We start from the raw sequence: 21,682 nt of genomic DNA, 5'->3' as shown, positions 1-21,682 counted from the left end.
TTGTCAATCGCCGGCCTTGGTCGCATGCTTGTGCGCGTGCCAAAGCTTCAACCCTGCCCACAGCGCCGCAAACGCGGTGACGAATGTTAACAGCGTCAAGAACGCGGGCCGAACGTACTGTGACGAAACGTGTTCGGCGATGGATCCGGTCGCACCCACCGTGCGGCCGATCAATCCCGATTTGCTGACGACGATCGGGTTACCATCGGCATCGAATACGATTTCATCGCCACCGAGGATCCGTTCGGGTTCGGCCAGAATCACCGCCGTGGTGGCGACTGTAAACAAAGTTTTTCCCGGATTGGCTTCGGCGAAGCGGCCCATGAATTGGACCATACGGGTCGCGTCTTCGCGCATCATCGACATCATGCCTTGCCGCGCCGTTGTCGGCAACTTTGACAAATCATCGGCATGCCGAGCGACCACGATGGCTTGATCGGTCCCCAGTTTCGCCGCCAAGTCCGCGCCGTCATCGCCCAGGCTGCGAACCAAAACCAAACCCACACCGGGATGTTTCAACTCGCTTTGCAGCGTTTTCGATCCGAACTTCATGGTGGCTTGTGCCAGTTCGCGGCCCGGCGCGCCGGCGGCAAGTTGGGTGATCGCTGCGCCCACTTGTTCAGCGGGCAAATCGTCCAGCGCCGTCAAAATTGGCGTCACGGCGGGAGCGTTGTCGAGAGCCGCGATCGCTTGGGGGCCATGCTTGCCAGCGAGCGCTGCGACACGTTCGACCGTTTCTTCGCCGCCTTCGCGAGCCGCCGTGGCGCTGACCCGCTGCATCAGTTGGCGTCCGCCCGTCTTCGACAGGTACTCCGCCGCTTCGCTTGCACCCTCTTTGCCAAAATATTTCACGATCGCCTTCGTAACCGACGACGCAATCGCTGGTGGATTGGCGAGTGCCGTGGAAGTGAATACGACAAAGCCAAGCACTGCGGCGGAAACACACAAGGATTTGCACCGGAGCCGGCGAGCGAAATCTGTTTTCATCGTTCAATCTGGGGTTGGACAATCTGTTGATAGAAACGTTCGCGATAGGCCGACAGCAGGTCGTCACATACGATCGGCAGCGCCGCCGTGACGCCACCGCTCAATTGATTGGATTCGGATGGTTCGATCGTCGCGTCGATCATCGGTGATCCGTACAGAAGCGATTGTCGAAGCGAATCCAGATACGACGTCATCTGGGAAGACAATTGAACCTGGAATTGGTCCGTCATGTACCAGTCGATCGCCATGCCGACACCGAGCCCGACGACCAATCCGACGACCGTTCCGGCAGGACCGACGACGCTGCCACCGCCCGCTCCGGCCGCGCCACCGGTGGCGGTTGCTCCCGCACCCACGGCCGCGGTCACGGCACCGGTTGCCGCGACGCGACCAAACAAACTGCCCACGACCGTAACGGCAACGTAGCTGCCGGCTTCGCTGACTAAGATTGCGGTCACTCCGCTGGTCACACTGGAAGCGCCTTGCTGGGCCGAATACGTTTGCAAGTCGTGTGCAACCTTTTCGAAGAACGGCCGGTACGAATCCAGGTTGATGTCCGGCAAGTCGGATGTGGACAACGAAGCATGGACGGAGGTTAGCATCCGTTTTTGGTTGGCGTCGACTTCGCTGCGAAAGTCCTGCAGGATTGCGCCGATGTCTTCGGTCAGACCCTGTTCGGAAAACAGATGCGATTCGAACTTGTCGCTGATGTAAACGCTGACCCGGTCGTCGGTGTTCCACCATTGACCGGGTAACTGCGAGACGATCGAAAATCGCGTCGACCAACTGGTAAGGTCGTCGACAAACGGTGGAACTTGGGATTGGTAGCCGTCGATCAGGCGACTCAGTCGTGTGATGCATCGATCTGCCGCGGCCCGGTTCAGTGCGTCGGTGGCTGCGATCTGGGGCTCGACTTGCTCGTCAAAAAACTGGCCCCGTTTTGCGATCAAAAGCGATTGAGAGCCTTCCGCCTTTGCGGGCGTTTCCACGATCGACGCTGGGGGTGACGTGGTGGGCGAGGCTGGCACCGCCGGCGGATCCGGTAGGTTCTCCGATGGGAACGTGATGAACGCGGTGATGCCCGCCGCTAGCAACGAACCGACGAAGGCGGCAACGAGAGGGACCGATCGACCAGAATTTCGGACGGACGCTCGTTTGTTTGGCATGGAGACTCCAAGACAGGACGATCAGAAACACCGATTATACGGCAAGCGACGGCCAACTTCGAAAGACCAAATGGGCCGCAAAATTTTCGCTCGGATAGCGACTAAGGGGGCTTGGTATCACCGTGCGCGATCACTGGGCTTTCTTTGACCGTCATAACCGCCGCTGGAAAGCTGCGTAAATTCATTCCACAGTGGGGTTTGAGTTGTGAAAAGGCCGTCCAGCACGTATTTTTAAGGTCTGCCACGCCGGCTTCTCTGGCGTCATCGATCCCAGCGTTGTCTCTTTTAGGTCTGCGCAGTGGTATCTCTCTCACTTCGTTCAAAGCCCTCCATGTCGTCTTCGCTGCCTGCCTCGGAATTACCCGCCCACTACCCTCGCGGCGGACGCCGTATCGTTCTTCGCGCCGTTCCCGACCCGATGTTGGCCGACGCGATCGCGGATGCCGAGCGAGCAAGGAAAAAAAAGAAGAAGAAGGAAAAGAAAGAACGCGCCCGGAAAGAAAAAGAACTGGCCGCCCTGCAAGCTGCAGCAGAAGCTGAAGTCAACGTCGAAGCGGCACCCGTTGTTGCCCCACCGAAGACCGAACGCGTTGCCGCGGAAGTCGACGTTGCTGCAGAGGTCGACATTGCCGAAGTCGTTTCAAGCGAAGCCGTGGTCAGTCACGCCCCTGAGGCTCTCGCCGAAAAAGTAGTCGAAGTCAAAGTAGTCGCTGAAAAAGAAGTCGAAGTCAAAGTAGTCGAAGTCAAGAAGGCTGACGCCACCGAACCAACGGACGCTGACAAGTCGACCGATGACGACGAAGAACCGGATGATCTCGCCGGTACTTTCGCAGGTATGGATCTGCCTCGCTCGGTTCAAGAAGCCATCGTCCGTTCGGGCTACACCACTCCGTCGGACATTCAAGCAGCCATCATTCCGCCGATGTTGGCCGGCCGTGACATCGTCGCCCAATCGCAAACCGGATCCGGCAAAACGGCCGCGTTCGCGCTGCCGATCTTGGCCAATCTGAAAAAACGTGCTCCGTCACCCCAAGTATTGGTGCTGGCGCCGACTCGCGAGTTGGCCGTTCAAGTTGCCAAGTCGTTTGAAACCTACGCGGGCGACTTGAAAGGATTTTCGATCGCGGCGATTTACGGCGGTCAAGATTACGAGCCCCAATTGCGACAACTTCGCAAAGGCGTTTCCGTCGTCGTCGGTACTCCCGGACGCGTGATTGATCACGTGCGGCGTGGATCGTTGTCGCTGGAGCATCTTCGATGCTTGGTGTTGGACGAGGCCGACGAGATGCTGAACATGGGATTCTTGGAGGACGTCGAGTTCGTCTTGCAACAATGCCCCGAGGAAAAACAAGTCGCCCTGTTCTCGGCCACGATGCCGACGCCGATTCGCCGCATCGCTGATCAACATTTGCGTGACCCGCACACCGTCACGATCAGCAGCAAGACGATGACGGCGGAATCGATCAATCAACGGGCGATCTATGCGACGCCGCGCGAGAAACTGGAATTGCTTCGCCGATTGTTTGAAGTCGAAGAGACGGATGGCGTGATCGTGTTCACCAAAACAAAAGAGTCGACGACGGTCGTTGCCGAAAAGTTGATAACGATGGGTTACAGCGCCGCGGCACTGAACGGCGACATGGCCCAAAAAGCACGTGAACGCACGATCGAACAATTGAAGTCCGGCCGCTTGGACATCGTCGTCGCCACCGACGTTGCCGCGCGTGGTTTGGACGTGCCGCGAATCAGCCACGTGATCAACTTTGATTTGCCGCACGACAACGAATCCTACGTCCACCGGATCGGGCGCACCGGTCGGGCCGGTCGCAGCGGCGAAGCGATTATTTTCTTGACCCAGGCTCAGCGTGGCAAATTGCGGTCGATCGAACGACTGACCAACCAACAGATACAAATCTGTGACTGGCCTTCGACCGAAGACATCAACAACAAACGGATTGATCGATTCAAAACCAAGATCACGCGTTCTTTAGCCGACCGCGATGTCACGTTCTATGAAGAACTGATCGGCAAGTACTGCGAAGAAACCGGCACGTCGATCGCCAAAGTCGCCGCCGCACTGGCGGACCAGATCAATGGCGGGCGTCCGTTCTTGGTCAAAGATCGTCCGAAGGCCGAGCCTCGATCGAAACGCGGTGACTTTGACGACGGCGGCTTCAGTGGCAATCGTGATCGTGACGGCGGACGCGAATCTCGCGACGAGCGCGGGCCACGACGCGCTGGTCCGGTGCGTCCGGGTATGCAGCGATTCCGCGTCGAAGTGGGCCGCACCGATGGCGTCAAACCGGGCAACCTGGTCGGCGCAATCGCAAACGAAGCCGGCATCGACAGCGAGTTCATTGGTCCGATCAGCATTCAGGATCACTTCACGACCGTGGACCTTCCCGAAGGCATGCCCAACGACATTTTCAATACGCTGCAGAACACGTGGGTGATGGGCAAGCGGTTGAACATCACTCGTGACATGGGCGCCGGTCGCGAATACGGCGGCGGCAAGCATCACGGCGGCAAGCCGAAATCGGGCAAGCACAAACCCGGCAAGATGAAGTCGGGCAAGGGAAAGCACTCCAAGTAAGATCCGCCCAATCGCTACAACCGGTTCCCGCGTGGTTCATGGTGACGTTTTGTCGACCCTGTGAACGGATGGCGAGTGCGGGAACCGAACGGCCGAGCAAAATTTCATCGAATCATTCCCCTTCGATGAAACTCTGTGTCCGACACGACTCAAAAATCTGATTCCAGCTTCGTCGCCGACTCGCTTGCCATCGGCATGGCGGTGATGTTGGCGATGACCATTGTCCAACGCGGACTGGGTTTTTTGCGCGGCATCTGGTTTTGTCGTTTGCTTGATGATGCGGTCGTCGGCCAGTGGTCGATGGCTTACGACTTTATCACAATGATCACGCCCGTCATGCTGTTGGGCATCCCCGGCACCCTGCCACGCTACGTCGAACACTACCGCGTCCGCGGGCATTTGACGCCGTTGGTCCGTCGCATCCTTTGGGTCACGGTCTCGCTGGGCGCCGCGTTCTTTGTCGGCATCATGGTCTTCCCCGACTTTTTCGGGTGGCTCGTGTTTCTAGAACCCCAAAGCATGTCGCTGGTCTACAGCGTCGGCGCCGGTGTGGTTGCGATCGTGGTCTTCAACTTCGTCTACCAGATGGTGTCGGCACTGCGACAAGTTCGCGTCGCGTCGATGATGCAGTTTGTCCAGTCGGTCGCGTTCACCGTTTTGGGGATCGTTTGGTTGACCGCCGGTGGTGGTCTGACCGGACTGGTTTATGCGTTCATTGCGGCGACTGTCATTTCGACGTTGCCAGGATTGAACTCGCTGTACCGCGGTTGGGCGGGCTTACCGATCAGCGAAGAACCGTTCGATCCGGCATCGATGTGGCGTCGGTTGATGCCGTATGCAGCCGCGCTGTGGGCGATGAATTTACTTTCCAATGTGTTCGCACTTTCGGACCGCTACATGATTTTGCACATGTTGCCGGGCGGCGAAATGTCGACGCAAGCGGCCGTGGGCCAATACCATAGCGGCCGGATCATTCCCGTTTTGTTGACCAGCTTGGCGACCATGGTCAGCGGTGTGTTGATGCCGTACCTGACGGCCGACTGGGAAGCCGGTCGCAAAGAACAGGTCCGCGAAAATTTGCGAAGGATCCTGTTCGCAGCGTCTGCGTTTTTCACGGCCGGCTCGGCCGCCGCTCTTGTCATGTCGCCCTGGTTCTTCGAGGTCGTTTTAGAAAACCGCTACGCGGCCGGTCTGCAGCTGATGCCGATGACTTTTGTTTTCTGCATCTGGGTATCGTTGGCGACGATCGGGCAAGACTATTTGTGGGTGTCGGAAAAGGGAAAATGGGTCGCCGTCGCAATCGGGATCGCGTTGGTCGTGAACGTGTTGTTGAACTATTGGTTGCTGCCGATCTGGGGACTCGAGGGCGCCGTCATTGCAACTTTGGTCGCCAACGGCGTCATGCTGTTAGCGTTGTGGTTGGCAATGGCAAAGTTCGGATTCCGTTTGGACCTGACACTGTTGATTTTGTCCGTATTGCCGGCCACCTTGTTGGCCGGTCCATGGATCGGATTGGCCTGTGTCGTGATCGCATGCGTGGGCAGTGTCGAAGTCCGCGGCTGGTGCGATGAAGGAGTCGCGTATCTGACGCTAAGGCTGAGGCCTCAATCGCAACCGACGAGCTAGTCATCAAGGGTGGCCGGACGCTGCGGCGACCGTTACGCTCTTTCGCATGAACTTTCTATGCCATGCGATTCCCTATCTTGACCAACCGTTGCTGGCGATTTCGACCGGCGTGCCGGATTGGATGAGCGTTGTGGATCGCAAGGTTCGCGCTCGCGGAAAATTGGCGGCCCAGCACGTCGACAGCCCCGATCCCGACTTGGCCGCCGTTGCCAGCGGAATCATCCGGCACATCGAAGACGACCGTTGGTTCCACGGCACCGAAGCGTTCGTGGAAACGAACTTGCGATTGGCTGTCGAGCTGCGTGATTTATTGCCTGGCGATACCGGCTTTCGCCCGATGTTCGTCGGACACATTTTGATCGAAATGCTGTTGGATTCGTATTGGATTCGCGACGACCCGGAAATCGGCAGAAAATACTATGACGCCGTGGCCGCCGCCGACGCCGAAGTCGTCCAAAAATGTGTGGTTGCTATCACGGGGAAATCGGTTTTAGGGCTGGTGCCGGTGATGCAGCGATACTGTGACGTCCAATTTTTGTACGACTACCTGGACCACGAAAAACTGTTGATGCGGATCAACCAGGTGATGAAACGTGTCGGGCTGAGCGAATTGCCCGAGTCGCTGGTCGGATGGCTCGCCCAGGCCGACAAGCTGGTAGAATCTCGTCGAATCCGAATGCTGACGCCGCCGGACGGTTCGGACCCGTTCGGCTTTCGCAGTACTGTTTAGTTAACCCAAGAGAATTGATCGCGATGAAATACGGAATGAACCTGCTGCTTTGGAGCGGCGAAGTGACAGACGCCTTGTTGCCGGTTTGCGAGAAACTGAAAGCGGCGGGTTACGATGGCGTCGAACTGCCGATGTTCAACCTGGACCTGGACTACGCGTCGCTGGGCAAACAACTCGACTCGCTCGGTCTTGCCCGAACTGCCGTTACGATTCGCAACGAAGGCGACAATCCGATCTCGCCCGACAAGGCCGTTCGCGATCTGGGCGTCTCGCTAACCAAGAAGACTCTCGATGCGTGTGCGGCCGCGGGCGTGGAGACTCTGGTCGGTCCATATCACTCCGCCATCGGTGTCTTCAGCGGCGCCGGCCCGACTGCCGACGAGTGGAAGTGGGGCGTCGACAGCATGCGACAAGTCGCCGAGCACGCAGGCAAAGTCGGCGTCAAGCTAGGCGTCGAAGCGCTAAATCGATTCGAGTGTTATTTCTTGAATACCCACGCCGACTCGACGCGTTTTGCACGCGAAGTCGATCATGAAGCGTGCGGCATCATGTACGACACGTTTCACTGTAACATCGAAGAAAAAAATGTGACGGCCGCCGTCAAAGCGGGTGGCGACAAACTCTGTCACATTCACATCAGCGAGAATGACCGCAGCACGCCCGGCGATGGAGCGATCCGCTGGGACGAAAACTTCGATGCGATCGTGGGCTCGGGCTATGACGGTTGGATGGTGATCGAAGCGTTCGGTTTGTCACTGCCCGAGATCGCAGCGGCAACCAAGATTTGGCGCAAGATGTACCCCGATGAAATGTCGCTGGCCACGAACGGCTTGAAGTTCATGCGCGGCGAAATCGAGAAACGCACATCATGAACGACGAAACAACGAATCGCGTGTTGATGTTGTCGGGCGACTTGGTTTTCGGTTCTCGAGTCAAGTCGGCCGCCGAACGTGCAGGCTGGGGTTTCGGTCTGGGTGGCCGGTTGCCCGACGGTGACCTTAATGATGTCCGCTATGTCATCGTTGATTTGTCGACACGCAGCGGTATCGTCGGCACGATCGTGGGCGAATGCAGTCAGCGATGCCCCAACGCCAAGTTAATAGCTTACGGTCCACACGTCCAAGTGCCGAAATTGAAAGCAGCCCGAGATGCCGGCATCGAATCCGTGATCACCAACGGTCAATTCGACGCGATGTTGTCGACGCTGTTTGACTAACGAATCTGGAAATTAAATCCACGACGACCAACCGGCACGCTCGTCACGGGCGTGCCCGAGGGCAGACGGAACAGATCCCGGCGGACACGCTTCGTTCCGCCATTCTCTATCGGTTCGACAGCTTGTCGCCATTCCACCACTTGGCTTGGTGTTCGTCACGGTTCCAAACATCGTCGGGCACTTCGTCGGGTCCCGCATCCAACCATTCGTCTCGAGCGATTGCCGCTAGAGCGTGTTCGGCGTCTTCGATACGGCGCCCCGGTTCTTGTTCGAACCATGCCCAACCGATCGCAGGCTCCCTTTCGACGTACTCTTCTTCGATGTATTCGGGTTCTAAAGCCCGCTGTGGTTCGACATACATCGGCTCCACCCGTTCGACGTATTCGACAACACGTTTTTGGGGTTTCGGTTTCGGAACCGGTTTGGGCTCGGGTCGTTCGACGTAGATGATCTTCGTTTCGACCTTCGGCTCGGGTACCGGTGCCGGTTTCGGTTTGGGAGCTTCGATATTGACGACGACCGGTTGCGGCTCGGGTTCCGGCTCGGCTTCGAGAACCTCTTCTTCCTCTTCGTACTCTTCTTCCTCGTACTCGACTTCTTCTTCGTATCGTTCTTCGGGTTCAAGAATGGTCGCGCGACCGGGCGTACCTTGGGCGGGCATCAAACGGACTTCGACTTCGATGTCGTGGAAAATTTCGACGATGTGTTCATGGCAGGTGAACATCATCACTTGGTGTCCGAGTTCGGCGAACGTCTTCAGCGTTCGTGCCGCATGGATCGCACGGTCGCGGTCAAAGTTCACCAACACGTCGTCCAGCACCAACGGCAACATCACTCCACGGCGAGCGTAGGCGGCCGCCAAAGACAATCGCAGTGCGATGAAAACGGCTTCCCGTGTTCCACGGCTGAGCACTTCCAGCGGCAACGCTTTTTGGTCGGCGTCGTCGATCTTTAACTGGTTGGTGCCAAGCGGAGTCCAGATCCGGTTGTACTTCCCGTTGGTCAATTGACCCAAGAATGATGAAGCCTCGCGAAGCGTTTCGGGTTGGCGTTCCCGTTCGAATGTGCCGCAAACGTCTTCCAACAAGCAGCTCGCCATTCCTAGCGTTTGCCAACGGCGGACCATCGCTTCGATACGTCGTTCGACGCATCCGAGTTCCAATTGAGTCACCGACAAGCGATTGTCGTCACCGAGATGTTTCATCTCTTGAGCCAATTCACCCAGCGACGTGCGTAGCGTTCCGACGCGTTCTTCGGTTTCGGTCATGCGCGTCGTCAGCGAATCCCATCGTCGTTCCAGGTCGGCGGCCGTGGCGCCTTCGATCTCGCGAGCCACTTCGTCGTAGTCGACGTGTTGGCCGACGATGGTACGGATTTGTTTATCCAAGTCGGTCAGTTCTTTTCGCAATTCGGCCAGCGTGGCTTTGCTGTCGACCATTTGATAGAACTGTTCGGGCGTCGCGACACCGCACTTGGCCCACAAGGCGCGGCGTTGTTGGTCGGCCCGTTCGAGTGCCCGATGGTGCGCACTTTGCTGCCGTTTCAGTTGGACGTCTTGTTCCTTCAACTCGCGGCGGCGTTTAATCCAGTGCGTTTGTCGCGACAGTTCTTCGTGCAAATGGTTCAGTTGGTCCAACGGACTGGTGCGCGGTTTGAAGCGGTTAGCCATCGACGCTTCGGTCACCTCGTCCACGTCGGCTGCACCGCGAGCGGCTTCTTCGTTGACTTCCAAGGCTTCCAAGTACAACGATTCGATCCGTTTGGCGATCGATTGACGTTCTCGGCGGCGCTGGTCTTTTTCGGCAGCCAGCTCGTCCAACCGGCGGCGACTCGCTTGCAGCGTCTCGTAGCCCTCGCTCAGCTTGCGGACACTCGACGACGACAACGACTCACTCAATCCCAATCGTTCCAGCGTCGATGACCATTGGCGGCGGGCATCTTTCAAGCCTTCGGCCGCCTTGCTGGCACGGTTCCGCGCGGTCTTGTAGGACTCGAGTGCTGCTTGATGATTGTGGTACGTCGGTAGCGACGCCTCCAGTTCTGCCAACAATTGCTCGGATTCACGCAGACGCAGTTCCAGCGATTCACCGCTGGTCGGCAACGTCGAATCCATGCTGGTGCGTTCACCTTCGATTTCGCGAATTTGGCGACGAAGCGTGTCGATTTGTCGTTCGCAATCTTCGCGGTCAAGCGACGTCGAACGTTTACCGTTCTCTAGTCCCCAATAGAACGCCAACATGGCCATCGAACCGAACAGCATGCAAAGCATGCCCCACGTTGGGTCCGGTCGGCTGACCAACCAGTTGATGTTGAAGAAGTTCGCAAACCCGTAGATCAGGGACATGCCACCGGCGATGAACGGGACCGACAACAGAATGAACCGATCGACCGGCAGCACTTCCGCCGTCGTCAGATCAACGGTTTCGCGTTCAAGTTCGCGGTAGTGTCGCTTCAGCTTTTCAAGGTGCTCGCCGACTTGGATGCGATGCTTCAGCGCCGTGACCGTTTCGGTTTGGGTGCGGATCGCTTGCTGCAGATTGGTCGACCGTGCCCGTTGCAGGACTTCGTTAAGCGACTCGCCCAACTTGTCGGCGCGAGTCTTGTGGCCGGCCCCTTCGTTGCGCGACTGCTTTAGTAGAAACGCTTGTTCGCGAACCAGTTTCGCCGGATCCGAAAGCGCGCTCAAGGTTTGTCGCGAAAGGTCCGGCAGTTGCGAAGAATCGCCTTCTAGCAAAGATCGTTGGTCCTGTTCATCGAGGCCAAGTTTCTCGGCATCGTTTTCAAGTTGCTTCTTGGCCTTTTCGATCTGGTCGTCGATGCGTTCGATTTGTTCTTCGAGGGCTTCAACCCAAGTCGCTTGTTCCGATGCGGCTTCGATCCGGCCTTGCAGGTCCAGCATGCGTCGGCTGACCGGCAACTGTTCCGCCTTGTCGCGGATCGCCCGTCGTTTCGATTTGATTTCTTCTAGCTTCTGGCGCCGTTCTTCCATTGAAGCGTCGATCTGGACCAGTTGGCCCGGTGCTTCGTCGGGCAAGTGAATATCGGCTTCGCGGTCCGCGATTTGTTGGCGGATCAGATCGCGTTTGCGCCAAATTTCGTGAACGCTGGTTGCCGTTTCGACACTGCGCGCCTCACGTTCCCAAACGCCGGTGCGCTCGGTCAGTTGTTCGATCTCTTGCAATTGGCTGCGGCGCTGAGACGCCAATTCGCTCCATCGGCGACCACCGCGCGTCAACTGGCTGACTTCGTCGCGAAGCCGTTCGCGTTTGGCGATCAGGGTCGCGATTTTGGATACTTCCGCTTCGTCGTCCGCCGATGCTTTGCCGACCAGTGCCTTTCGGCCACCGCGCAGATTACGCAGCACGTCGACCAACGAAACGCGATCAAGTCCGCTGGACAGCTTGTACAGTTCGTCGGCCGCCGACGTATCGTCGAGCGTCGACAATTCTTGAAGTTCGCGCATGCCGATTGCGAAGACGTTCGTAAAGATCGGCTCGTCGATCTGTCCCAACAAACTTTGCAATCGGTGTTGGCCCTGGCTGAGTCCGTCTTGTCCGGTGACGGTCAATTGCCCGTTGACGCCGTTGTCGGTCAGTTGGCTGTGTCGGCGGATTTGATAGCCGCCGCCGGGTCCGGTAGCGCGAATCGCGCCGCCCGGGGTACCGCCGTGAACCGGTGGCAAGTACTTGTCGCGTCGGTCGGGTGTGAATCCGTAAAACATCGCGCGGATGAATTGCATCAACGTCGTCTTGCCGGCCTCGTTGGGACCATAGAACAACGTCATGCCATCGGGCAGCGAGTCGACCGATAAACCGGTCCAGACACCAAAGCCGTCAATTTGAATGTCTTTGATTCTCATGATTTTTGCACCAGGTTTGGCTTGCCACCGCGAAGCATTTCGACGCCCAACAGTGTGGCTTGATCGAGCAAGTCAGAGCGGTCTGACGACGAGACTTCGGCCAGCATCGTGGCCATGTTGGACGGCATCGACGCGGATTCTTCCGTGAACGGTGCCAAATTCAAATCGCGACCATCGAGCTTGCGGTGTTTGTCCGCGGCTCGCAAAAAATCGCCTAGGATCGTGTCTTCGTCGTGCCACGATTTGGGATAGTTGCGTGGCGCGCGGACTTTTAAGTTGCACGTCCAAGCCGATGGCGAACCGTGTCCGTATTCGCGACGGACCCACGCGATCAGTTCTTCGCTGTCGCCGATCGACAGCATCGATTCGTTGTCCGTGACCGAAATGTCCCAGCCGACCAGCAGATGACGGCCGCCGTTTTCGTGCTGCAATCGAACGATGCGTTCACCCATCACGTTGCGGATACCGCCGACGGCGTTGATGTCCGCAGCGGTCAGTGCGACTTCGCAGTATCGGAACGAATCACATTCAATCGAATGCACTCGAGTGGTGCGATCGGCGTCGACGTCCACGATGCTGTATCCATGGGCGCCCGATTCGTCCAGCGATCTTCCTTGTGGTGAACCGCAATAGACCGCTGCGCCCTCGGCGCCACCTTCGATCGATTCGCGATCGTGTTGTCCGCCCAGGGCCCAATAGTCAAATCGTCCTTCGGCCAAGGCGTTGGCATCGGCGGTGCCGTAACCGACCGCGACGGTGTACTCGTCGGTGGGATCGGTGCGATAGCTGGGGACGTGCAAAACGCTGCGTCCTTCGCTGCTGCGTCCGACCACGTGACAGATCGTCCGTCCGGCTCGTTCCACGGGGATGGAGACCGCGCGGTTCTTGGGGAACAGCGTAACGTTGGGCGGCAACGGCACCGATTCGGGCCATTTCGCCGGATCGTCGGCCGTGCCGGCGGTCCAAAAGACCGGTTTGTGTTTGGCGTGCAGCTTGTCGAAGTAGTCCAGCAGCATGGCCATTCCATGCGGGCCGGCCGATTGTGGCGAAAGCAGGTCGCCCGACAAAACGACGAAATCAATGTTGTCCACAAGCGCGGCTTCGAAGACCGCCGCCGCCGCACGGCGCGGTGCTTCGGCCATCGCTTCACGCAAATGGGGTGGCAGCGCATCGAGGTCTCCCAAAGGAGTCTCAAGATGAAAATCGCTGGCGTGGATAAAGCGGAATGACTCGCCCGGCATTGGTTCCCTCCCTGCTTGTCATGACGGCTCACCTCGTGTGAGCGTTCACCGGCCAGTGTAAACGAATTCGTGAAACCGAGCCAAGGTTGGTTTTTACGGGGGAAAAGGGCAATGTTCCACGGTGGAGCGTCGGGAGGTCGGATTTCTTGCCTGTTTTTGAAAATCTTGAGATCCACCGCTAGACCATTGATTTCTTCCTGCAATAATCGCCATCTGACCTTTCTTTTCTATTCAACTTATCTGTAAAAGTTGCCGTCATTGACGGCATCCGAACGTGGCGGATCGACCACATCGCTTTTTCGCGTTTCGCGAAGGTAATCAAAACACATCTGATGGACGGATCACTCGCCCTTCTGGGTACCACGGGTACTCTGATCGGTCTCGGAGCGCTCGAATCGCTGGTGCACCAGCGTCGCCTCAACACCATTCCGCTACGGATCCACGTTAACGGAACCCGCGGAAAATCTTCGGTAACGCGTTTGATCGCGGCCGGATTGCGAAACGGGGGCGTTCGGACTTGCGCCAAGACGACCGGCACCCTTGCCCGGATGATTTTGCCGGACGGTTCGGAATATCCGGTTTTCCGCCCGGCTCGCGCGAATGTCATTGAACAAATCCGTATTGTCCGCGCGGCGGCCGAGATGGAAAGCGAAGCCTTGGTCATGGAGTGCATGGCGCTTGTGCCGTACTTGCAATGGCTTTGCGAATTCCGGTTGGTACACGCCACCCATGCGGTAATCACCAACGCCCGAGCGGACCACTTGGACGTCATGGGACCGACCGAGCATGACGTGGCGCTGGCTTTGTTGGGCATGGTGCCCAAGAAGGGCCGGCTTTACACCGCCGAACGACGTCACTTGGAAACGTTCCGCCGTGTCACCGATGAACGGGAAACGGAATTGATTGCGGTCAGCGAAGAAGAGGTCGCGGCGATCACACCGCTTGAGTTGTCACAGTTCTCGTTCATCGAACATGCCGAAAACGTGGCGTTGGCGTTGCGAGTGTTGAAAGATCTGAAAATCGATCGCAACAAGGCCTTGCAGGGCATGTGGAACATGACGCCGGATCCCGGCATCATGACGACCGCCGAAATTAACTTCTTTGGTCGCGAGATCGTGTTCGTCAACGGCTTTGCCGCCAACGACCCCGAATCGACTGAACGCATTTGGGACATGGCGTGCGACCGTTATCCCGATAGTGGTAAACGCATCATTATCTTCAATTGCCGATTCGACCGACCTGATCGATCGAAACAATTGGCCGAAGTCTGCGCCCAGTGGCGTCCGGCGGATCACTACATCCTGATCGGCTCGGGCACTTACATTTTCGCCAAATACGCCACCGCGGGCGGACTGGATCCGCGCAAGTTGGTGATGGCCGAAGAAGACTCGCCGCAAGAGATTTTTGAAAAGGCCGTCGAGCTCGGCGGGCGATCTTCGATGGTCATGGGAATGATGAACATCGGCGGCATCGGTTTGGAAATCGTGCGTTACTTCCGCAACCGCAGCACCGTTGGCGAACGCGCCTTTTAAGCAACTCCTGCATTGCCGTATGCAGGTGCGTCAACAAAACATGCAACAAGCGTCACGGTTTGATTCTGCGAAGCGGCGCCGCAGGCTCACACGTATTTCTCAACTCTCTCTTGCAACCACAAACGAACCAACGTCCCATGGATACTCTTACCGTCGCAATCGGGATCGGTCTGGCGGTCAGCCTGCTGTTCTCGGAATTGTTCGGCCTGGCGGCCGGCGGGATGGTCGTACCGGGCTACATCGCTCTGTCGCTCGACCGACCGCTCAACGTCATCGTCACTTTCGCCGCGGCGATCGTCACGTACTACATCGTGTACACCCTGTCGAACATGATCGCGATCTACGGAAAACGCCGAACGGTGTTGATGGTATTGATCGGATTTTTGGTCGGCGTGTTTATGGAACGATTCAGTTTGTTTCAATCGTCAGCGATCGACCCGTCCGACCTTAGCCTGTTGGATGAATCGACGGACTACGAAGTGATCGGTTACATCATCCCCGGACTGATTGCGATCTGGATCGATCGACAAGGTCTTGTCGAAACTTTGGGCATCCTGTTGACCGCCTCGACGGTCGTTCGATTGGTTCTGATTCTAATGGGATTGGAGTTCGTACTATGAAACGACTCTATTGGAGACCACGACAAGTATCGCAGACGGTCATTTGGTTGATGGCGGCGTTCTCGCTGCTCGGCCTCGCATCGGTCGAACGATTTCGCACGCGAGCCCCACAAGGTGACCTCGACGCGAAAATGGAAGCGTCCGGGTTGGCATTGGAAATGATGCGGGCGATCAAAGCCGAGAAAATGCACATGTCGCAGTTGGCCGACGACTCGATCGATCCATCAGGATCGGGCATGATCGGTCAAATGATGAGCCCTGTGACCACGTTGACAGGACGGCTGAGTGCGAAGCAAACCGCCGTCAATCCGAACTTTGCCGCAGTGATTGTCGAGCAATTGATCGGGGCGGGCGTAAAATCGGGTGACTTGGTCGCCGTCGGTTACTCGGGATCTTTCCCCGGGATGAACGTCAACGTTTGTGCGGCTTTGAAGGCGGTGGGTGCCCAACCCGTCATCATCGCCAGCGCCGGGTCGAGCCAATGGGGCGCCAACAACCCCGACTTCATGTGGATCGACATGGAAAGCTTGTTGTACGAAGAAGGTCTGCTGCCGTTTAAAGCGGTCGCGTGCTCGATCGGTGGCTACCAAGACATCGGACTGGGGATGACGACCGAGGCCCGCGACATGGTCAAGAAAGCGATCAAGCGAAACAAGTTGCCGCTGCTGACGTCGACCGATTACGTCGAAGCCATCGAAGAACGGATGCAGATTTATCGCAAGCAATCCGGTGGCCGAGATTACAAGGCGTACATCAACGTCGGTGGCGGTACGATTTCAGTCGGCCGCAGCATGGGCAAGCGAGCCTATAAGCCGGGATTGAACTTGTCGGCGACGCGCGACGTGTTGCAAATCGATTCGGTGATGACGCGGTTCATGACCAAGGGCACGCCCATCATCCACGTTGTCGAAATCGATCGCATGGCCTTCAAGTACGGCTTGCCATTGGCCCCGCAACAAATGCCGCCGATCGGCGAAGGCGGGATCTACAATCAGACACGCTACAACAAGTTGTGGACGGCAACGGTTCTGATTCTGATCCTGCTGTCGCTGCGAGCGCTTGTGTTGACCGACTTTGGTTATCGGTTCGTCAAAGGCCGCGGCGGAAAGAAAGCTGCATCGTCGCCTGAACCGATGGTCTAGGCCGCGCACATTCGCGATTTCCCCGCGACATCAAATCGCCGGCGGCGCAAGTTGGGCATCAGCCCGACTTGCCCGACGGCGTTTTTTTTTACAGCACCTTCGCCGGTGTCTTTCGTTGTTCCTTGATCAGTCGGCTGATCAAGTCGTCGACCGTGATGCCATCGGCGTCTGCGGCAAACGTCGGCACGATCCGGTGACGTAGCACCGGGTGCGCCAACGTCTCGACGTCGTCGATGGTCACGTGAGTTCGGCCTTGCAACAACGCACGGGCCTTGGCCGCCAGCACCAATTGTTGGCAGGCACGCGGCCCGGGCCCCCATTCGATCATTTGCTTGACCCAATCCTTGGCTTGGGGGTCACGCGGACGAACGGCGCGGATGGTATCGAGCACCCAGTCTTTGACGTGCGGCGGCAGCGGAACGCGACGCACGGTTCTTTGGAACTGGATGATTTCTTCGCCGGTCACCACCGCTCGGGCAGCACTGTTGAACGACGACGTGGTGCGTTCGACGATCTCGGCTTCTTCATCCCGCGTTGGATAATCGACGACGACCAAGAACAAGAAACGATCGCGCTGTGCCTCGGGCAGCGGGTAGGTACCCTCTTGTTCGATCGGGTTTTGCGTCGCCAGCACAAAGAACGGTTCATCCAGCCGGTACGTCTTTCCCGCGGCGGTGACTTCGTGTTCCTGCATGGCTTCCAAAAGAGCCGCTTGTGTCTTCGGTGGCGTGCGGTTGATCTCGTCGGCCAACAGCATCTGAGTGAAAACGGGGCCCCGCTCGAACTTGAATTGTCGGTGACCCGTTTGCGGGTCCTCCTGGATGATCTCGGTGCCGGTGATATCGCCCGGCATCAAGTCGGGCGTGAATTGAATGCGGCGAAATTTTAAATCCATGCTCTCGGCCAACGTCTTCACCATTAACGTCTTGGCCAGCCCCGGCACGCCTTCGAGCAAGCAGTGCCCACGAGCCAAAATCGCGATCAGCAACTGTTCGATCACCTCGTCCTGTCCGACGACAACGTTCCCGACTTGTTCACGAATATTTTGACAGGCGGTTAGCAGATGCTTTGCGGCAACGAGGTCGTCTTCCGATTCGATCGGCGGAGGGTTCACCATGGTGGGACATCATTTGGCAGAGGAAAGAACTGGCCCGCTCGCGTCGTCACGATGCAAAACCGTGCGGGAGACCGCTATATTAGCTGGATCGCTCCATCGCTTTGCCGGCCAATTCGTATTTTGCATGTTTCCTGGCCGAATTTGCCGTCCGATTTGTGGCGTCCACGCCCCCCTTCCCCCGTTGATTCATGCCGTCGTTGTTTGTTGTCCGAGGCCGCGACCAGGGAAAGCATTTTCAGCTTTCGTTGCCGTTGTATCGAATCGGACGCGAAAGCGGCTGCGATATCCAACTGCTCGACTCGGAATCGTCTCGATCGCACGCCCAGATCCAACGTGACGATGGCGGTTCCTACGAAATCGTCGATCTCGGCAGCAGCAACGGCACTCGCGTCAACGGCAACCGCGTGATGCGACACGTCTTGGGAAGCGGCGACCGTATCGAAATCGGTAGCACACTGATGATCTATACCGGTACCAGACAAATCGGCGCTGGTCAAAATGCTGCGAAGCAAACCGGGTCCACCAACGCGGACTTGATGAATGCGGCCCATGGCGTCGACATCGTTTTGAAGAGCACCGACGACGCCAGCCGCATCGTGTCGTCCTTGTCGCAATCTTCATCCGACAGCAAGGTCATCGGCGATACAAGCGGCGGCGCGGCGGTGCGGCGATCCGAAGCAGACCGTTCGCTGGAAGTGATGTATTTGACCGCAATCGCGGTCGGACGCACCGACGATTTGAATGAGGTGTTGAATCGGATTTTGCGATTGGTATTTGATTGGGTCGAGGCGGACCGAGGTTGCGTGATGCTACGCGACGTCGCCACCGACCAATTTCGCCCAGCCGCTCGTTGCGATCGCGAAGATCCGACCAATTCAGTCCGCGGCAAACCAATTGCAATCAGCCAAACGATTCTTGATTACGTGATCAAGCACAAAGAGGGCGTCCGCACAAGCGACGCCAAAGACGATATCCGCTTTGAGTCCGCCGCATCCATCGTCCAAGGTGGCGTGCGAGAAGCATTGTGTGTTCCGCTGCAAGGCCGGTACGCGATCGTCGGCACGCTTTACATCGACACCTACACGTCGCCGGGCCAATACATCGCCAGCGGCAACAAAACTCGCTTCAACGATGACCACTTGCGTTTGATCACGGCGATCGGACACCAGGCGGCGCTGGCGATCGAGGATACGTTCTATTACTCGGCGCTGGTTCAAAGCGAGCGGCTTGCTGCGATGGGCCAAACCATCGCAACGTTATCGCATCACATCAAGAACATCCTGCAAGGGATCAGCGGTGGCAGTTACCTGATCGAAGCCGGTCTCGAACGCAATGACACCGATGCCGTTCGTCGCGGTTGGTCGATCGTGGATCGAAATCAGGACCGCATTTCGAACTTGGTCATGGACATGCTGACGTTCAGCAAAGAGCGTGAACCGGAGAAAGTCGAATCCGACTTGAACGAAACCGTTGCCGACGTCGTCGAGCTGATGAAAACACGAGCCGAAGAGTTGCAGGTCGAGATCGGTAGCGATTTGGCCACGTCGATGCCGCTGGCAAACTTCGATCCAGATGCGATTCACCGGGCGGTGATCAATCTGGTCACGAACGCAATCGACGCCGCATCGGGCCGCCTAACCCGCGAGGAAGATTTCGACGCCGACGGGGACGACGAATCGGTCGTCTCGGAACCCGAACCGGGCAAAGTCTTTGTGCGTACTCGATATCAAGCAGGCGAAGGCTGGACCGTCGATGTGGTCGACAACGGACCAGGTGTTGCACCGGAAGATCGGGAAAAAATCTTTTCGCTGTTCGAGTCGCGAAAGGGGATGCGGGGCACGGGACTGGGGTTGCCGGTCAGCGCGAAGATCATGCGTGAACACGGCGGCGAGATCACGATCGTCGACCCGGGAATCGGCCGGGGCACGTGCTTTCGGCTGCATTTTCCAGATGCGAGCACCAATCTGTCCGAGTTGGCCCGAAACGACACGATGCTGTAGTTGCAAACTTGTCGCGTGAGGCGACTTGACGAACGACAGAACGCGGCGACGCGAAGAGCGGCATCGGATATCACGATGTGATTGGCAATCGTAAAAAAAGCGTCTGCCATTCATGACAGACGCTTCAGTTGGATTCACGCTGCGTTTCGACTTCCGCACGTCACCTACTAATTCGACTCTTCCATCGATTCCCCGACCTCAGTTTGAGGATACGTTCGGGTTTCGGGGTCTGGCTGGACTACCGTTGGGCCGTCACTGCCACAACCTGACGCAGCGAAGAGACAAGCGGTAAACAACAACATGAGGAGCGATTTCATCGAGAACTTTCTTGCGTTGGTAGGGAATGAAGATTTTTGAGCTTGTTAGCGAGGGAACCGCAAAAAGAATGACCATCTGGCTGGCCTTGTGATCCGAGCCAGCCAGATGGTTCTTGTCAATTTACCGGAGGCCGTAAGCCGTGATACGCTGCCATTGAGTGAGATCAAATTTCCGTATCGATCACTTCTTTATTGCCCTTGGTGCCGAGTGCGCCCCACAGCCCGTAAGGGCTTTGCGAGCCGGCCACGGCGTGTGGCGATGCGTTTGTTGGGGTGACTACCCGTGCTGTCTGGTCCCCGGATTCGATCGAGTCCGTAAAGAATTTGATTGCACCGTCCGACATCAGGATGTGGACACCGCCCTGGTGTTGGCTGCTCGGCGACAGAAGGCCGGCGCTCCGCGCGCCGTTGCCGACCCGGATGGGTGAGTTCGGCGGGTGGATCGTGTTGAACTGACCGTAAACACCTTGCCCGTTAGCCCATTTGTAGCCGCGGCCTTCGTGGGCTGCTCCCGTGGTTGCGGTAGCATTCCAAAATTGAGGGCGAAGAGGGTCAACTTGCTGGCTTCTAAAAGTGCTTGGATTATTTCGCATTCCGTTCCAGCCCGCACCCACAGCAATCGTCCGCACATTGCGATCGCCCAGGTCCGTTGCAATTTCCCCCATGGCAATGGTGTTGGAGGTGCCGTCCAAGATGTCGCGGAACTTTGTGGCGTAGTGCGGCACGAAGACGCCGCGCGCACATGCCTGCATGTTGATCGACCGCGTTTGATTGGGCTGCAGATCATTTGAAAGTGGACCACGGTCCATGTTCCAAAATGTGTCGCCGGTGCACGCGACGTAATTGGTTCGTCCCATTGCGGGTAAGCCAACGCCTGGATCGCTGGGGCACCGAAAACTTGGCAGCTCGGTCATCCAAGGTTGATAGCCGTCGTTCGGCGTGCCTTCAAAAGTAGGCGTTGGCCCCATCGACGGCCATGCAGGTGAGCGAGGAGTCGTAGGGTTGTTGAGGTCAAAAACATTCGGGTTTGAAATCTGTTCCCAAATCGCTTGCTGCTCGATAAACGGAGTAAGGCTGACGAGGACGCTTAACTGCATCAAGTTCGCGACGGTGGATTCGTCGAACTGACCGTCACCGGCGAAACCGCCCGGTACGGTCCCATTCTGAATCATGGGAAGCTGCTTGTAGGCCGAGTGATAGTTGTGAAGTGCAAGCCCGATCTGCTTGAAATTGTTGCTGCAGCTCATTCGTCGAGCGGCTTCACGAGCCGCTTGCACCGCTGGAAGCAGAAGTCCGACGAGAACTCCGATGATGGCAATCACGACCAACAGCTCGACGAGCGTAAAGCCGTTTTGCTGGAAACGCTTTGTGTTCATAACACGATCTCCGAAAAACATAAGGAAATAGGACACATTTGGGCCTCGAGTAAAAGGCACCTCCTAACTTTAGTCCTAGTCCTGCGGGGGCAATGTCTATCGTTTGGTGGACATCGGGGAAGTTTTTTGGCTCTGATTTTGGCCTCCCGTTCTTGGCCCC

15 protein-coding genes are annotated in these 21,682 nt (G+C 57.4%); 9 read left to right on the top strand and 6 right to left on the bottom strand.

The window, feature by feature from the left end; translation table 11 throughout:
• Positions 1-3: 3 nt before the first annotated feature.
• Both Poly51_RS03655 and Poly51_RS03650 read right to left on the bottom strand, forming a co-directional pair.
• A complete protein-coding gene (locus Poly51_RS03655) occupies positions 4-987 on the bottom strand; it encodes a hypothetical protein (protein ID WP_146454315.1) in 984 nt (327 codons plus the stop codon).
• The gene (locus Poly51_RS03650; RefSeq protein WP_146454313.1) at positions 984-2,153 is read right to left on the bottom strand and encodes a hypothetical protein; all 1,170 of its coding nucleotides are present in this window, start codon (positions 2,151-2,153) and stop codon (positions 984-986) included. Before Poly51_RS03650 ends, Poly51_RS03655 begins: the two co-directional genes overlap by 4 nt.
• Before the next feature lie 331 nt (positions 2,154-2,484).
• Between Poly51_RS03650 and Poly51_RS03645 the strand changes: the two genes are divergently transcribed.
• The 5 genes from Poly51_RS03645 to Poly51_RS03625 all read left to right on the top strand — a co-directional run bounded on the left by Poly51_RS03645 (position 2,485) and on the right by Poly51_RS03625 (position 8,318).
• A complete protein-coding gene (locus Poly51_RS03645; protein ID WP_146454310.1) occupies positions 2,485-4,746 on the top strand; it encodes a DEAD/DEAH box helicase in 2,262 nt (753 codons plus the stop codon).
• A 135-nt stretch (positions 4,747-4,881) separates the two neighbouring features.
• Positions 4,882-6,372 (top strand): oligosaccharide flippase family protein, encoded by a 1,491-nt coding sequence (locus Poly51_RS03640; protein WP_146454308.1) that lies wholly within the window; start codon positions 4,882-4,884, stop codon positions 6,370-6,372.
• A gap of 46 nt (positions 6,373-6,418) precedes the next feature.
• Positions 6,419-7,102, top strand: coding sequence for a hypothetical protein (locus Poly51_RS03635; RefSeq protein ID WP_146454306.1), 684 nt, complete (start codon positions 6,419-6,421; stop codon positions 7,100-7,102).
• 23 nt (positions 7,103-7,125) lie between these two features.
• Positions 7,126-7,974: a sugar phosphate isomerase/epimerase family protein gene (locus Poly51_RS03630; RefSeq protein ID WP_146454304.1), complete on the top strand. Its 849-nt coding sequence runs from the start codon at positions 7,126-7,128 to the stop codon at positions 7,972-7,974.
• Entirely contained in the window at positions 7,971-8,318 is a 348-nt protein-coding gene (locus Poly51_RS03625; protein WP_146454302.1) for a histidine kinase, read from the top strand. The genes Poly51_RS03630 and Poly51_RS03625 overlap by 4 nt, the downstream gene beginning before the upstream one ends.
• A 106-nt stretch (positions 8,319-8,424) precedes the next feature.
• Here the strand turns inward: Poly51_RS03625 and Poly51_RS03620 are convergent, their stop codons facing one another.
• Both Poly51_RS03620 and Poly51_RS03615 read right to left on the bottom strand, forming a co-directional pair.
• Positions 8,425-12,177, bottom strand: a complete 3,753-nt coding sequence (locus tag Poly51_RS03620; RefSeq protein WP_146454300.1) for an ATP-binding protein — start codon at positions 12,175-12,177, stop codon at positions 8,425-8,427.
• Positions 12,174-13,418 (bottom strand): metallophosphoesterase family protein, encoded by a 1,245-nt coding sequence (locus Poly51_RS03615; protein WP_146454298.1) that lies wholly within the window; start codon positions 13,416-13,418, stop codon positions 12,174-12,176. The genes Poly51_RS03620 and Poly51_RS03615 overlap by 4 nt, the downstream gene beginning before the upstream one ends.
• A 332-nt stretch (positions 13,419-13,750) precedes the next feature.
• Between Poly51_RS03615 and pgsB the strand changes: the two genes are divergently transcribed.
• The 3 genes from pgsB (at position 13,751) to pgsW (ending at position 16,712) form a co-directional block, all read left to right on the top strand.
• Positions 13,751-14,950 (top strand): poly-gamma-glutamate synthase PgsB, encoded by a 1,200-nt coding sequence (pgsB, locus tag Poly51_RS03610; protein WP_146454296.1) that lies wholly within the window; start codon positions 13,751-13,753, stop codon positions 14,948-14,950.
• A gap of 137 nt (positions 14,951-15,087) precedes the next feature.
• Positions 15,088-15,570, top strand: a complete 483-nt coding sequence (gene pgsC, locus Poly51_RS03605) for a poly-gamma-glutamate biosynthesis protein PgsC (RefSeq protein ID WP_146454294.1) — start codon at positions 15,088-15,090, stop codon at positions 15,568-15,570.
• On the top strand, positions 15,567-16,712 hold the full coding sequence (pgsW, locus tag Poly51_RS03600; RefSeq protein WP_146454292.1) for a poly-gamma-glutamate system protein: 1,146 nt from the start codon (positions 15,567-15,569) through the stop codon (positions 16,710-16,712). Before pgsC ends, pgsW begins: the two co-directional genes overlap by 4 nt.
• An 88-nt stretch (positions 16,713-16,800) precedes the next feature.
• On the opposite strand, the gene Poly51_RS03595 is transcribed toward pgsW, so the two are convergent.
• On the bottom strand, positions 16,801-17,829 hold the full coding sequence (locus tag Poly51_RS03595) for an AAA family ATPase (protein ID WP_146454290.1): 1,029 nt from the start codon (positions 17,827-17,829) through the stop codon (positions 16,801-16,803).
• A gap of 188 nt (positions 17,830-18,017) precedes the next feature.
• On the opposite strand from Poly51_RS03595, the gene Poly51_RS03590 reads away from it, so the two are divergent.
• Positions 18,018-19,829, top strand: a complete 1,812-nt coding sequence (locus tag Poly51_RS03590; RefSeq protein WP_146454288.1) for an ATP-binding protein — start codon at positions 18,018-18,020, stop codon at positions 19,827-19,829.
• A gap of 481 nt (positions 19,830-20,310) precedes the next feature.
• Here Poly51_RS03590 and Poly51_RS03585 read toward each other — a convergent pair whose 3' ends face one another.
• Positions 20,311-21,522, bottom strand: a complete 1,212-nt coding sequence (locus tag Poly51_RS03585) for a DUF1559 domain-containing protein (protein WP_146454286.1) — start codon at positions 21,520-21,522, stop codon at positions 20,311-20,313.
• Positions 21,523-21,682: the final 160 nt, after the last annotated feature.

It is taken from the genome of Rubripirellula tenax (assembly GCF_007860125.1).
In the GTDB taxonomy this organism is placed as follows: domain Bacteria; phylum Planctomycetota; class Planctomycetia; order Pirellulales; family Pirellulaceae; genus Rubripirellula; species Rubripirellula tenax.
Note: the sequence above shows the minus strand (reverse complement) of the source record. Positions and strands in the feature narration are given on the sequence as shown.